10 protein-coding genes are annotated in these 14,898 nt (G+C 68.9%); 5 read left to right on the forward strand and 5 right to left on the reverse strand.

From position 1 onward, the window contains the following. The first annotated feature begins 42 nt into the window (after positions 1–42). From SLW52_RS13375 to SLW52_RS13385, 3 genes are read left to right on the forward strand one after another with little or no spacing between them, the layout of a single operon-like run. A complete protein-coding gene (locus SLW52_RS13375) occupies positions 43–1,161 on the forward strand; it encodes an efflux RND transporter periplasmic adaptor subunit (RefSeq protein WP_320740331.1) in 1,119 nt (372 codons plus the stop codon). After that, positions 1,161–4,667 (forward strand): efflux RND transporter permease subunit, encoded by a 3,507-nt coding sequence (locus tag SLW52_RS13380; protein ID WP_320740330.1) that lies wholly within the window; start codon positions 1,161–1,163, stop codon positions 4,665–4,667. Before SLW52_RS13375 ends, SLW52_RS13380 begins: the two co-directional genes overlap by 1 nt. Beyond that, positions 4,664–7,750, forward strand: coding sequence for an efflux RND transporter permease subunit (locus tag SLW52_RS13385; protein ID WP_320740329.1), 3,087 nt, complete (start codon positions 4,664–4,666; stop codon positions 7,748–7,750). The genes SLW52_RS13380 and SLW52_RS13385 overlap by 4 nt, the downstream gene beginning before the upstream one ends. A 142-nt stretch (positions 7,751–7,892) precedes the next feature. Here SLW52_RS13385 and SLW52_RS13390 read toward each other — a convergent pair whose 3' ends face one another. The 5 genes from SLW52_RS13390 to ykgO all read right to left on the reverse strand — a co-directional run bounded on the left by SLW52_RS13390 (position 7,893) and on the right by ykgO (position 12,127). After that, on the reverse strand, positions 7,893–9,173 hold the full coding sequence (locus SLW52_RS13390) for a TraB/GumN family protein (protein ID WP_191091331.1): 1,281 nt from the start codon (positions 9,171–9,173) through the stop codon (positions 7,893–7,895). 158 nt (positions 9,174–9,331) lie between these two features. Next, positions 9,332–10,216, reverse strand: coding sequence for a carbon-nitrogen hydrolase (locus SLW52_RS13395; protein WP_320740328.1), 885 nt, complete (start codon positions 10,214–10,216; stop codon positions 9,332–9,334). A gap of 141 nt (positions 10,217–10,357) precedes the next feature. Next, on the reverse strand, positions 10,358–11,395 hold the full coding sequence (locus SLW52_RS13400) for an agmatine deiminase family protein (RefSeq protein WP_320740327.1): 1,038 nt from the start codon (positions 11,393–11,395) through the stop codon (positions 10,358–10,360). Positions 11,396–11,544: 149 nt separating this feature from the next. Then, complete coding sequence (locus SLW52_RS13405) at positions 11,545–11,874, reverse strand: hypothetical protein (RefSeq protein ID WP_017913727.1); 330 nt, start codon at positions 11,872–11,874, stop codon at positions 11,545–11,547. Between the two features lie 127 nt (positions 11,875–12,001). Further along, complete coding sequence (gene ykgO, locus SLW52_RS13410) at positions 12,002–12,127, reverse strand: type B 50S ribosomal protein L36 (protein WP_010342887.1); 126 nt, start codon at positions 12,125–12,127, stop codon at positions 12,002–12,004. 172 nt (positions 12,128–12,299) lie between these two features. Between ykgO and cmk the strand changes: the two genes are divergently transcribed. Both cmk and rpsA read left to right on the forward strand, forming a co-directional pair. Then, positions 12,300–12,971, forward strand: coding sequence for a (d)CMP kinase (gene cmk, locus SLW52_RS13415; RefSeq protein WP_017910699.1), 672 nt, complete (start codon positions 12,300–12,302; stop codon positions 12,969–12,971). Between the two features lie 230 nt (positions 12,972–13,201). Then, positions 13,202–14,881 (forward strand): 30S ribosomal protein S1, encoded by a 1,680-nt coding sequence (gene rpsA, locus SLW52_RS13420; protein ID WP_010342889.1) that lies wholly within the window; start codon positions 13,202–13,204, stop codon positions 14,879–14,881. Positions 14,882–14,898: the final 17 nt, after the last annotated feature.

Here is a 14,898-nt window from a genome sequence, read left to right on the forward strand (position 1 = left end):
TTATCTACAACACCATTCACGCCATCCACCAAGGACACGACGATGACGCGACCGCTCACGCGCCGCACTGCCACTTGCGCTGCCGCGCTGTTGGTCACCACCACGCTGCTGCTGAGCGGCTGCAAGCCGGCGGCGGAGGCCAAGGCCAAGGCCGCCGACAGCGAGAAGGCACCGGAGGCGGTGCCGGTGGAGGTGGCAGCGGCCAGCCGCCGTGCGGTGGCGGCCAGCTATAGCGGCACCGCGGCGCTGGAGGCGCGCGCCGAATCGCAGGTGGTGGCCAAGACCTCCGGCGTGGCCCTGGCGGTGCTGGCCGAGGAAGGCCAGCAGGTGCGCGCCGGGCAGCCGCTGGTGCGGCTGGACCCCGACCGCGCGCGGCTGGCGCTGGCGCAGAGCGAGGCGCAACTGCGCAAGCTGGAGAACAACTACCGCCGCTCGCAGCAGCTGGTGGGCCAGCAACTGGTCAGCGCCGCCGACGTCGACCAGATCAAGTACGACCTGGCCAACGTGCGCGCGCAACACCAGTTGGCGGCGCTGGAACTGTCCTATGCCACGGTGGTGGCGCCGATCTCCGGAGTGATCGCCTCGCGCTCGATCAAGACCGGCAACTTCGTGCAGATCAATACGCCGATCTTCCGCATCGTCGACGATTCGCGGCTGGAAGCCACGCTCAACGTGCCCGAGCGCGAACTGGCCACGCTCAAGACCGGGCAGCCGGTGACCCTGCTGGCCGATGCGCTGCCGGGCAAGCAGTTCCGCGGCCGGGTCGACCGCATCGCGCCGGTGGTGGATGCCGGCAGCGGCACCTTCCGCGTGGTCTGCGCCTTCGACGAAGGGGCGGAGGCGCTGCAGCCGGGCATGTTCGGCCGCATCCGCATCGATTACGACCAGCGCGCCGATGCGCTGGTGGTGCCGCGGCTGGCGCTGCTCGACGACGGCGAGCCGGCGGTGTTCCGTGTGGTCGCCGGCAAGGTCGCGCGGGTGCCGGTGACCCTGGGCTATGCCGAAGGGCCGTGGGTGGAGATCCGCCAGGGCCTGCAGGCCGGCGACCAGGTGGTCACCGCCGGCAAGGTCGCGCTGCGCGACGGCAGCCGCGTGCAGGTGATCGCGCCGCAGCGCAAGGTTGCCGACGCCGCCCCGGCCACCACCGGCGGAGCGCGCTGATGCACGGCGCCGATTCCGACGCGCACGCACCGCCTGCGCCCGCCGCCGCGCAAGGCGGCGGCCTGGTCGAGTTCGCCACCCGCCGTCGCGTGACCATCGCGATGATCACGCTGACCATGCTGCTGTTCGGCGCGATCGCGCTGCACGGGCTCAAGGTCAACCTGCTGCCGGACCTGAGCTATCCGACCCTGACCGTGCGCACCGAGTACGCCGGCGCCGCGCCGTCGGAGATCGAGACGCTGGTGACCGAGCCGGTCGAAGAAGCGGTCGGCGTGGTCAAGAACCTGCGCAAGCTCAAGTCGGTCTCGCGCACCGGACAGAGCGACGTGGTGCTGGAGTTCGCCTGGGGCACCAACATGGACCAGGCCAGCCTGGAGGTGCGCGACAAGATGGAGGCGCTGTCGCTGCCGCTGGAGGCCAAGGCGCCGGTGCTGCTGCGCTTCAATCCCTCCACCCAACCGATCATGCGCCTGGTGCTGTCGAGCAAGACCGCCGCGCACACCGACGCCGAGGCGGTGCGCGCGCTGACCCAGTTGCGTCGCTACGCCGACGAGGACCTGAAGAAGAAGCTGGAGCCGGTGGCGGGCGTGGCCGCGGTCAAGGTCGGCGGTGGGCTGGAGGACGAGATCCAGGTCGACATCGACCAGCAGCGGCTGGCGCAGCTCAACATGCCGATCGACACGGTGATCGCGCGGCTCAAGGACGAGAACGTCAATCTCTCCGGCGGACGCCTGGAGCAGGGGACGCAGCGCTACCTGGTGCGCACGGTCAACCAGTTCGCCGACCTGGACGAGATTCGCAACCTGTTGCTGACCACCCAGGGCGCCGGCGGCAACGCGGCCGACGCGGCCCTGCAGCAGATGTATGCGATCGCCGCCTCCACCGGCTCGGAAGCCGCGATTGCGGCGGCGTCGGCGGCGCAGAGCGCGACCTCCAGCACCACCACCACCGTCGCTGGCGGCATGCCGATCCGGCTCAAGGACGTGGCGCAGGTGCGGCAGGGCTACAAGGAGCGCGAGGCGATCATCCGCCTGGGCGGCAAGGAGGCGGTGGAACTGGCCATCTACAAGGAGGGCGACGCCAACACCGTGGCCACCGCGGCGGCGCTGCGCAAGCGCCTGGAACAACTGCAGGCGCAGATTCCCGCCGACGCCGAACTGACCACGCTGGAGGACCAGTCGCGCTTCATCGAACACGCCATCGGCGAAGTCAAGAAGGATGCGGTGATCGGCGGCCTGCTGGCGATCCTGATCATCTTCCTGTTCCTGCGCGATGGGTGGAGCACGTTCGTGATCGGGCTGTCGCTGCCGGTGTCGATCGTGACCACGTTCTTCTTCATGGATCGGCTCGGCCTGAGCCTCAACGTGATGTCGCTGGGCGGCCTGGCGTTGGCGACTGGCCTGGTGGTGGACGACTCGATCGTGGTGCTGGAAAGCATCGCCAAGGCGCGCGAGCGCGGTCTGAGCGTGCTGGATGCGGCGATCGTCGGCACCCGCGAGGTGGGCATGGCGGTGGTCGCCTCGACCCTGACCACGATCGCGGTGTTCCTGCCGCTGGTGTTCGTGGAGGGCGTGGCCGGGCAACTGTTCCGCGACCAGGCGTTGACCGTGGCGATCGCCATCGCGATCTCGCTGGTGGTGTCGATGACCCTGATCCCGATGCTCAGCTCGCTGAAGGGCCGTGCGCCGCTGGCGTTCCTGGTCGAACCGGCGCCGCCGCACTGGCAGCCGCGGCGCGGCTGGCTGAAGCCGCTGGCCTGGAGCCGGCGCGGCGCAGGTGCGGCGGTGCGTGGGGTGTTCTTTGGCGTGGCCTGGTTGGTCGTGCGGCTGTGGCGCGGTGCGGTGGCGGTGGTCGCGCCGGTGATGCGCAAGGCCAGCGATGTGGCGATGGCGCCGTATGCGCTGGCCGAGCGCGGCTATCTGCGGCTGCTGCCGGGCGCGTTGGCGCGTCCGGGCTGGGTGCTGGGGCTGGCGGCGCTGGCCTTCGCCGCGACCCTGGCGGTGGCGCCGCTGCTGGGCGCCGACCTGATCCCGCAGCTGGCGCAGGACCGCTTCGAGATGACGGTGAAGCTGCCGGCCGGCACGCCGCTGCGGCAGACCGATGCGCTGGTGCGCGAACTGCAGGAGGTGCACGGCAAGGACGCGGGCGTGCAGGCGCTGTACGGGGTCAGCGGCAGCGGCACCCGGCTCGACGCCAACCCCACCGAGAGCGGCGAGAACATCGGCAAGCTGACCATCGCCATGGCCGGCGGCGGCAGCGCGCAGTTCGAGGCGCAGCAGAGCGAGCGCATTCGCGCGACGATGCGCAACCACCCGGGCGTGCAGGTCGGTTTCAGCCGGCCGGAGCTGTTCAGTTTCTCCACGCCGCTGGAGATCGAACTGCGCGGCCAGGACCTGCAGACCATCCAGCACGCCGGGCAGAAGCTGGCGGCGCTGCTGCGCGGCAATGGCCACTTCGCCGATGTCAAATCCACGGTGGAAGAAGGTTTCCCGGAGATCCAGATCCGCTTCGACCAGGAGCGTGCCGGCGCGCTGGGGCTGACCACCCGGCAGATCGCCGACGTGGTGGTGAAGAAGGTGCGCGGCGACGTCGCCACCCGCTACAGCTTCCGCGACCGCAAGATCGACGTGCTGGTGCGCGCGCAGCAGAGCGACCGCGCCAGCGTCGACAGCATCCGCCGGCTGATCGTCAATCCGGGCAGCAGCCGGCCGGTGACCCTGGACGCGGTCGCCGACGTGGTCGCCACCACCGGCCCCAGCGAGATCCACCGCGCCGACCAGATCCGTGTGGCGATCGTCTCGGCCAATCTGCGCGACATCGACCTGGGTACGGCGGTGCGCGAGGTGGGCGAGATGGTGGCGCGCGACCCGCTCGGCGCCGGCGTCGGCATGCACATCGGCGGGCAGGGCGAGGAACTGGCGCAGTCGGCGCGCTCGCTGCTGTTCGCGTTCGGTCTGGCGGTGTTCCTGGTGTACCTGGTGATGGCCTCGCAGTTCGAGTCGCTGCTGCACCCGTTCGTCATCCTGTTCACCATCCCCCTGGCGCTGGTCGGCGCGGTGCTGGCGCTGCTGCTGACCGGCAAGCCGGTGTCGGTGGTGGTGTTCATCGGCCTGATCCTGCTGGTGGGCCTGGTCACCAAGAACGCGATCATCCTGATCGACAAGGTCAACCAGTTGCGCGAGGAGGGCGTGGCCAAGCGCGCGGCGCTGATCGAAGGCGCACGCTCGCGGTTGCGGCCGATCGTGATGACCACGCTGTGCACGCTGTTCGGCTTCCTGCCGCTGGCGATCGCCAGCGGCGAGGGCGCCGAGGTGCGCGCGCCGATGGCGATCACCGTGATCGGCGGGCTGCTGGTGTCCACGCTGCTGACCCTGCTGGTGATCCCGGTGGTCTACGACCGCCTGGACCGCCGCGCCGACGCGTACTACGCCGAACGCGGGCGACGTGCGCGGCAACGTGAAAACGGCGAGCGGCGCCTGCAGGACGGCGAGGGCGCACCAGCATGAGCGTCGCCGAGTTCAGCATCCGCCGTCCGGTCACCACCATCATGTGCTTCGTGTCGTTGGTGGTGGTCGGGCTGATCGCCGCCTTCCGCCTGCCGCTGGAGGCCTTGCCGGACATCTCCGCGCCGTTCCTGTTCGTGCAGTTGCCGTACACCGGCTCCACTCCGGACGAGGTCGAGCGCAACCTGGTGCGGCCGACCGAGGAAGCGCTGGCGACGATGACCGGGATCAAGCGCATGCGCTCGACCGCCACCGCCGACGGCGCCAACATCTTCATCGAGTTCTCCGACTGGGACCGCGACATCGCCATCGCCGCCTCCGATGCGCGCGAGCGTATCGACGCGATCCGCGCCGACCTGCCGGCCGACCTGCGGCGCTACAACGTGTTCAAGTGGTCCAGCAGCGACCAGCCGGTACTGAAGGTGCGCCTGGCCGGCGCAGCCGACCTGACCGGCGCGTACGACATGCTCGACCGCGAGTTCAAGCGCCGCCTGGAGCGCATTCCCGGGGTGGCCAAGGTGTCGGTGTCCGGCGCGCCGCCGAACGAGGTCGAGATCGCCATCGCCCCGGACCGGCTCAGCGCGCACAACCTCAGCCTCAACCAGCTCAGCGAGCGTCTGGGCAAGCTCAACTTCTCGCTGTCGGCCGGGCAGATCGACGACAACGGCCAGCGCCTGCGGGTGCAGCCGGTCGGCGAACTGCGCGACCTGCAGGAGCTGCGCGACCTGGTCATCGACGCCAAGGGCCTGCGCCTGGGCGACATCGCCGAGGTGCGGCTGAAACCGACCCGGATGAGCTACGGGCGGCGCCTGGACGGGCGCCCGGCGGTGGGCCTGGACGTGTTCAAGGAGCGCAGCGCGAATCTGGTCGAGGTCTCGCGCGCGGTGCTGGCCGAGGTCGAGCAGATCCGCAAGCAGCCGGCGCTGAGCGACGTGCAGATCAAGGTCATCGACAACCAGGGCAAGGCGGTGACCTCGTCGCTGGCGGAGCTGGCCGAAGCCGGCGCGGTCGGCCTGCTGCTGTCGGTGACGGTGTTGTTCTTCTTCCTGCGGCATTGGCCGTCGACCCTGATGGTGACCCTGGCGATCCCGATCTGCTTCGCGATCACCCTGGGTTTCATGTATTTCGCCGGGGTCACCCTCAACATCCTGACCATGATGGGCCTGCTGCTGGCGGTGGGCATGCTGGTGGACAACGCGGTGGTGGTGGTGGAGAGCATCTACCAGGAGCGCGAGCGCATGCCCGACCAGCCGCAGCGCGCTTCCATCCTCGGCACCCGCAATGTCGCCATCGCGCTGTCGGCCGGCACCCTGTGCCATTGCATCGTGTTCCTGCCGAACCTGTTCGGCGAGACCAACAACATCAGCATTTTCATGTCGCAGATCGCCATCACCATCTCGGTGTCGCTGCTGGCGTCGTGGCTGGTGGCGGTGAGCCTGATCCCGATGCTGTCGGCGCGCATGCGCACCCCGGCGCTGCTGCATTCCCCGCATGGGCTGATCCCGCGCCTGCAGCGCCGCTACGCGCGGGTGCTGGCCTGGTCGCTGGCGCACCGCGGCTGGAGCGTGTGCGCGATCCTGCTGATCAGCGCGCTGAGCGTGATCCCGATGCTGCAGACCAAGAAGGACATGTTCGGCGGCGACGGCGGCGAGCAGGTCTTCATCGGCTACCAATGGAAGGGCGCCTACACGCGCGAGCAGATGGCCGAGGAAGTGACCCGGCTGGAACGCTTCATCGACGCGCGCCGCGCGCAGTACCACGTGACCCAGGTGTATTCCTGGTTCAGCGAGGAGGAGGGCAGCAGCACCACGCTGACCGTCGATCTGAAGCAGGTCCGCGACCTGCCCACGCTGATGGAACGCATCCGCAAGGAACTGCCGCGCTCGGCGCGGGTGGATTTCCACGTCGGCAACAGCAACGGCGGCGATGGCGGCAACGGCGGCGGGCAGACCGTGCAGGTGCAACTGGTCGGCGATTCCACCGAGGCGCTACGCGCACTCGCCGACGACGTGGTGCCGGTGCTGGCGCGGCGCAAGGAGCTGCGCGACGTGCGCGTGGACAGCGGCGATCGCAGCGCCGAACTGGCGGTGCGGGTGGACCGCGAGCGCGCCGCCGCGTTCGGCTTCAGCGCCGAGCAGGTCGCCAGCTTTGTCGGCCTGGCGCTGCGCGGCGCGTCGCTGCGCGAGTTCCGCCACGGCGACAACGAGGTGCCGGTGTGGGTGCGTTTCGCCGGCGCCGAACAGACCTCGCCGGAAGACCTGGACAGCTTCAACGTGCGCACCCAGGACGGGCGCAGCGTGCCGCTGCTGAGCCTGGTCGAAACGCAGCCGCGCGCGGCCGCGACCCAGATCGCCCGTACCAACCGGCAGACCACGCTGACCATCACCGCCAACCTCGGTGCCAAGGTCACCGCGCCGGAAGCCAAACAGGCGATCGAGGACACCCTCAACGCGGTCAGCTTCCCGGTCGGCTACCGCTACAGCTTCGACGGCGCGGACGGCCAGGACGACGACCAGGCCAGCAAGCAGATGCTGTTCAACCTGCTGATCGCGTTGGTGATGATCTACGTGGTCATGGCCGCGATGTTCGAATCGCTGCTGTTTCCCGTGGCGATCATGAGCGGCGTGCTGTTCTCGGTGTTCGGCGTGTTCTGGCTGTTCTGGATCACCGGCACCAGCTTCGGGATCATGGCCTTCATCGGCATCCTGGTGCTGATGGGCGTGGTGGTGAACAACGGCATCGTGATGATCGAGCACATCAACAATCTGCGCCGGCGCGGCCTGGGCCGCACCGAGGCGCTGATCGAAGGCTCGCGCGAGCGCCTGCGGCCGATCATGATGACCATGGGCACGGCGATCCTGGCGATGGTGCCGATCTCGCTGACCACCACGCAGATGTTCGGCGACGGTCCGGCCTACTACCCGATGGCGCGCGCCATCGCCGGCGGCCTGGCGTTCTCGACCGTGGTCAGCCTGCTGTTCCTGCCGACCATCTACGCGATCCTGGACGATCTGAGCAACGGCGTGGCCAACCTGGTGCGGCGCGCGCGTGGGCGTCGCGACGTCGCCGCGCAGATGGTGTCCTGATCCGGAGGCTCTGTCGCTGCTCCAAACGACATGTGGGAGGGGCTTCAGCCCCGACGCCGTAGCGCCGAGGCGTCGGGACTGAAGTCCCTCCCACAAAGGCGAACCCGCGCGGTGACAGTTGCCGCCGCCGCGCGGCGGGTGTTCAACCCGCCAGCTTGCCGAAGATGCGGAAGCCGGCCAGCCACACGCCGAGCATGCTGCCCAGGTTGGTCAGCAGGAAGGTCAGCACCACCCGCGAGACGCGGTTGCGGTACCAGCCGCGCAGGTTCTGCGCATCGTCGCGCAGGGCCAGGAAATCGCCATAGGCCGGCTTGCGCATGTGCACTTCGACCAGGGCGCTGAATGCCCCGGCCGGCACGCCCGGGCGGAACGGCTTCAGCGGCGCGGCGATGGCGCCGGCGATCACGCTCAGCGGATGCCCGCCGGCCAGGATGCAGCCCAGCCCGGCCAGGCCGCCGGTGAACAGCACCCACTGCAGCAGCAGGTCGGTGCCCAGGGCGAAGCCGCCGTGCCAGTAGCCCCAGGCCACGCCGCCCAGCACCAGCGCGGTCAGGGTCAGGGTGATCCACGGCACCTTCTTCTTGGTCTGCACCTCTTCCAGCGCCTTGCGCAGCGTCGCCGGGTCGTCCTGGTCGCCCTGCAGGTGCCGCGCCAGCCCGGCCAGGTGGCCCGCGCCGACCACCGCCAGCACGTCGCGCACGCCGGCACCGGGGGCGCCATCCAGCGGTTCGGCATTGCCGGCCAGCGGCAGCGCGCGCTGTTGCGCCTGTTCCTCGCGCAGGCGCGTGGCCATGTAGCGGTCGCGCTCGGCGATGATGGTGTCGTACAGCGCCGGGCTTTCGCTGGCGAAATCGCCGAAGCTGGCTTCGAGCATGTCGCCCTGCTTGAGCTTCTCGATCTCCGCCTCGCCGACCTCGTCGGAGGCGAACAAGCCGCCGAGCAGGCCGCTGGCCAGCTTCAGCTTGCCGAAGAAGCCGAGCCGGCTGGAGGCGCGCTTGAAGGTCAGGCCGACTTCGCGATCGATCAGGTACACCGGCAACTGCCGTTCGCGCGCCAGCAGGACTGCGCGCTTAAGTTCGGCGCCGGGCTCGATGCCCAGTTGCTCGGCCAGGCGCCGCTGGTAGGCGGCCAGCGCCAGGTTGGCGGCGAACAGGGCCACGCGGCCCTTGCGGATCACCTGCACCAGGTCCAGCTTGGTCAGCGCGTCCGGATCGGTCAGCGCCTGCAGGCGCTGCGGATCCAGTTCCACCGCCACCGCATCGAAACGGCCGCTGCCGATCGCCCGTTCCACCGCGGCGACGCTGGCCAGGGACACGTGCGCGGTGCCGAGCAGGGTGTAGCGGATGCCATCGCGTTCGACGATGCGGTACGGCTGGCCGTCGAACAGCGCATCGTCGCCGTCGGCCTGGGAAAGTTCGTTCATTCCATCACTCATCGGAGGGCGCCTCGGCAGCGCCGGGGCTCAGCGGGCATGGGGGTGTGAGGGCATCGGCCGCGATCGGCATGGGCGCCTGCGGCCGGGTCGCGCCGCGCCGCAGTCAACGGCGCTGCACTAGCAAAGACCCGGCACGGCGCTGCGGGTCAGTCGATGTAGCGCTTCAGCAGGTCGCCGTAGGCATCGATGCGGCGGTCGCGCAGGAACGGCCAGATCCGCCGCACGTGCTCGCTGCGCTGCAGGTCCACGTCGCAGACCAGCACGGTCGGCTCGCCACCGGCCTCGGCGATGAACTCGCCCTGCGGCCCGAGCACGTGGCTGTTGCCCCAGAACTGGATGCCCGACGCGCCCAGCGGCGACGGCTCGTGGCCGACCCGGTTGCAGCTCAGCACCGGCACGCCATTGGCCACGGCATGGCCGCGATGGCTGAGGATCCAGGCATCGCGCTGGCGTTCCTGCTCGGCCTGTTCGTCGCTGGGGTCCCAGCCGATCGCAGTCGGATACAGCAGCAGTTCGGCACCGGCCAGCGCCATCAGCCGCGCCGCTTCCGGGTACCACTGGTCCCAGCACACCAGTACGCCGAGGCGGCCGACCGAGGTCTGGATCGGGGTGAAGCCCAGATCGCCCGGGGTGAAGTAGAACTTCTCGTAGAAACCCGGATCGTCGGGGATGTGCATCTTGCGGTACTTGCCCAGCAGGCTGCCGTCCTTTTCGAACATCACCGCGGTGTTGTGGTACAGCCCGGCGGCGCGGCGCTCGAACAGCGAGCCGACCAGGACCACGCCATGGCGCTTGGCCAGCGCGCCCAGGCGCTCGGTGCTGGGGCCGGGAATCGGCTCGGCCAGGTCGAATTCGTCCACCGATTCGTGCTGGCAGAAGTACGCGCCGTTGTGCAGTTCCTGCAGCAGCACCAGCTGCGCGCCCTGCGCGGCGGCCTCGGCCACACGCGATTCGATCGCTGCCAGGTTCGCCGCGGCGTCGCCGTGGTTGCGCTCCTGGATCAGCGCGACGGAAAGAGTGTTTCGGCTCATTGCGGAATCAAGGTTCGCGGTAAACCGGCATGTTAGCGCGGATGGCCGCGCGGCAGGTTCCGGGGAGATGAATCCCGCGCCACGCGTGGCGGCGGCGCGGGTGCTCGGTGCTGCGCCGGCGTGCGGCGCAGGCGCGGCGGTTCAGTCCGCCAGCAGTCCGGCCGGCAGCTGCATGGTGATGCAGTGCAGGCTGCCGTTCTGCCAGATCAGCGCGCGACAGGGGATCGGCACGATCTCGTGCTGCGGGAAGGCCTGCGCCATCACCGCCTGCGCCTGCGCATCGGCCGCGTCGCCGTAGGCCGGCATCAGCACCGCGCCGTTGACGATCAGGAAATTGGCGTAGGACGCGGCCAGGCGCCGGCCCTGATCGATCACCGGCTGCGCCCACGGCAGCGGGAACAGGCGATAGGGCGCGCCGTCGGCGGTACGCAACGCGGCCAGTTCGGCGCCCATCGCCTGCAGCTCGGCGTAGTGCGAATCGCCGGCGTCGTCGCAGGCCTGGTAGACGATCGCATCGGTCCCGGCGAAGCGGGCGAGGGTGTCGATGTGCGCGTCGGTGTCGTCGCCTTCCAGGTAGCCGTGGTCCAGCCACAGCACGCGCTGCTGCGCCAGCCAGTCGGCCAGGTCGTGGCTGAGCGATTCGCGGCTGCGCTGCGGGTGGCGCTCGTGCAGGCACTGCCAGGTGGTCAGCAGGGTGCCGGCGCCATCGCAGTCGATGGCGCCGCCTTCCAGGGCGAAGTCGATGCGGCGCACGTCGCTGTCGGCGAACAGGCCCTGCTCGGCCAGCACGCTTACCAACTGGTCGTCACGACTGGCCTGGAACTTGCCGCCCCAGCCGGTGAAGCGGAAGTCCAGCAACTGGAAGCCGCCGCCGGCGCGTGCCAGGGCGATCGGGCCGGAATCGCGCAGCCAGGTGTCGTCGTACTCGGCCTCGACGAAGCGCACCCGCTGCATGTCCACCCGCGCCGAGCGCAGCCGCGCCTCGGCGTAGATCTGCAGATCGGCGTCGGCCACGCAGATCAGCACCCGCTGGAAGCGCACGATCGCCGCGACCAGGGCGATGTAGGTTTCCTCGACCTCGGCCAGGCGCTCGGCCCAGTCGGTGCCGGCATGCGGCCAGGCGATCAGGATGGCGGACTGGGGCTCCCATTCCGCGGGAAGGCGAAGACGATCAGTCATTGCGACCACTACTCAGGTTGTGCCCGGCATCGCGCCAGGGTGTGTGTCGTTCGTATCCCGCACCGGCGGGGCGCGGGAGCTTTGCGCCGCGACGCGGCAGTGCTGGGGTGCTCGGCCAGGCGCACGCGCGACCGGGCGCAGGGTCGGCGTCAGCGGATCGCGGGTTTCGGGCCGATCTCGTTGGCGTCGGCCTTGTTGGCGACCACGTCCACCACCTTCTGTTTCTCGAAGTACACGGTGAAGGCCGGATAGACCCAGCGGTTGATGGTCGGCCATTGCCGCTTCTGGCCGCCACGCGGCTCCAGCTTCTGCTGCGGTGCGCCGTAGCGCGCCTGCACCTGGGCCATGCTCAGGCCGCGGGTCGGCAGCGCCGCAGCGGGCTCTTCCTTGACCCGGTCGACCAGCAGGGTCTCGGCGTGGGCGCCGCCGGCCAGGCCCAACACGGCCAGCAGCGGCAGGACGGACAGACGATGCTTCATCACGTGTACTCCCCAGAGGACGAGCGCCGATTACAGCAAACTTCGATAACAAAAAACCGCCCGAAGGCGGCTTTCGTCGACGACCGGCCACCGCTGCGCGCGGCGCGGCAGGGCAGGCCGGGTCGGATCAGCGCTGACGCGCCTTGAAACGGGGGTTGGACTTGCAGATCACGAAGACCTTGCCGCGGCGGCGGACCACCTTGCAGTCGCGGTGACGGGCCTTCGCCGACTTCAGGGAGGACAGGACTTTCATGGCACACCTCGGCGTAAACTTGTGGATTCGAAGGAGGGCGGCACGGCCGAAACCATGGCGCGGGATCAGTAAGCCGGCGATTGTAGCCTGGTTTTCTTCATGGTTTCAACTGCTTGCGCCAGCCCGGCCGGCGTCGGCGCTACAATGCGCCGCCCCCCGTCCGAGGAACCGCATGAACGAGCCCGCTCCCGTCCTGACCATCGATGGCCCTTCTGGGGCCGGCAAAGGCACCGTCAGCCGCATCGTCGCCGCCCGCCTGGGCTGGCATTACCTGGATTCGGGGGCGCTGTACCGGGCGGTCGGGGTGGCGGCCAGCTGGGCCAATCTGGACATTTCCGACGCCGCCGCCCTGGTGCGCTGCACGTTCGACACCCGGGTGGATTTCGACGAGGTCGCCGATGGCGGCCTGCGGGTGCGGATCAACGGCGCCGATGCCACCGACGAGCTGCGCCTGGAGACCACCGGTGCGGTGGCCTCGGCGATCGCCGCCATCCCCGAGGTGCGCGCGGCGCTGAAACAGCGCCAGCGCGCCTTCCGCACCCCGCCGGGGCTGGTCGCCGACGGCCGCGACATGGGCACGGTGATTTTTCCGGACGCCCCGTACAAGGTGTTCCTGACCGCCAGCGCCGAGGAGCGCGCCCAGCGCCGGCATAAACAGTTGAAGGAAAAAGGGGTTTCGGTTATATTCGACGACCTGCTGCGCGAGATCATGGCCCGCGACGCACGCGATGCGCAACGCGCGGTGGCCCCGCTGAGGCCGGCAGACGATGCCGTCCTCCTCGATACCACCGGCATGGACATCGACCAGGTGGTGGGCCGCGTCCTGCAGTTGCTGCCGGTCTGAGCGGCACGCAGGGCAGGGCAGCAGTTTGGTGGCGTCGTGCACGCCACCGGTTCCTCGTTACACCCGCAACATCCATGTTCCACCGATAGCGTCAAAGGCTCCGCTGCGCAATTCCGCGCTGCGGTTTTTCCATTCCACACCCGGCCGCTGTTCGGGCCGACTAACAGGTGGACAGTCGCTGTTTTCCAGAAGAAAACGCCCTGTCCGTGTGTCCACTAGAGTAATTTCAAATGACCGAATCTTTTGCCGAACTGTTCGAAGCCAGCCAAGCCAACCTGGCCAAGCTGAAGCCCGGCGCCATCGTCACCGGTACCGTCGTGGAAGTCCGCGGCGACGTGGTGGTGATCAACGCCGGCCTGAAGTCCGAAGGCATCGTGCCGATCGAGCAGTTCCGTAACGACGCTGGCGAAATCGACGTCGCCGAAGGCGACCTGGTCAAGGTCGCGCTCGACTCGCTCGAGAACGGCTTCGGCGAGACCGTGCTGTCGCGCGAGAAGGCCAAGCGCGCCATGGTGTGGGACGAGCTGGAAGAAGCGTTGGAGAAGAACGAGACCATCACCGGCCGCATCAGCGGCAAGGTCAAGGGTGGTTTCACCGTGGACATCAAGGATGTCCGCGCGTTCCTGCCCGGTTCGCTGGTGGATGTGCGCCCGGTGCGCGACCCGGCCTACCTGGAAGGCAAGGAACTGGAGTTCAAGCTGATCAAGCTGGACCGCAAGCGCAACAACGTGGTGGTCTCGCGTCGTGCGGTGGTCGAGAGCGAGCACTCGGAAGAGCGCGAGCAGCTGATGGACAAGCTGCAGGAAGGCGCGATCCTGAAGGGCGTGGTCAAGAACCTGACCGACTACGGCGCGTTCGTGGACCTGGGCGGCATCGACGGCCTGCTGCACATCACCGACATGGCCTGGAAGCGCGTGCGCCATCCGTCCGAAGTGGTCAACGTCGGCGACGAGCTGGACGTGCGCGTGCTGAAGTTCGATCGCGAGCGTAACCGCGTCAGCCTCGGCCTGAAGCAGCTGGGCGAGGACCCGTGGGACAACATCGCGCGTCGTTACCCGGCCAACAGCCGCGTGTTCGGCAAGGTCTCCAACGTCACCGATTACGGCGCGTTCGTCGAGATCGAGCCGGGCGTGGAAGGCCTGGTGCACGTGTCCGAGATGGACTGGACCAACAAGAACGTCAACCCGTCCAAGGTCGTGCAGGTCGGCGACGAAGTCGAAGTGATGGTGCTGGACGTGGACGAAGAGCGTCGCCGCATCTCGCTGGGCATGAAGCAGGTCGCCGCCAATCCGTGGGAAACCTTCGCCGCCACCCACAAGAAGAACGACAAGGTGTCCGGCCAGATCAAGTCGATCACCGACTTCGGCATCTTCATCGGCCTGGACGGCGGCATCGACGGCCTGGTGCACCTGTCCGACATCAGCTGGAACACCACCGGCGAAGACATCGTGCGCAACTTCAAGAAGGGCGACACGCTGGAAGCCGTGGTGCTGGCGGTGGACCCGGAGCGCGAGCGCATCAGCCTGGGCGTCAAGCAGCTGGAGCAGGATCCGTTCGGCCAGTACATGGCCGCCAACCCGAAGGGCTCGAAGGTCGAGGGCGTGGTGCGTGAAGTGGACGCCAAGGGCGCCACCATCGACCTGGCCGACGGCATCGAAGGCTACGTCGCCGCGCGCGACATCGCCAACGAGCGCGTCGACGACGCCAGCCAGCACCTGAAGGTCGGCGACAAGATCGAAGCCAAGTTCGTGGGCATGGACCGCAAGGGCCGCACCCTGCAGCTGTCGATCAAGGCCAAGGACGATGCCGAAATGCGCGAAGTGCTGGAGGAATACCAGTCCGCGTCGGGCGGCACCACCCAGCTGGGCGCGCTGCTGCGTGCGCAGCTGAACGGCAACAAGTCCGAGTAATCCGCCACACGCAGCGT

The sequence above is a fragment of the Xanthomonas sp. LF02-5 genome (assembly GCF_034105325.1).
Taxonomy (GTDB): Bacteria; Pseudomonadota; Gammaproteobacteria; order Xanthomonadales; family Xanthomonadaceae; genus Xanthomonas_A; species Xanthomonas_A sontii.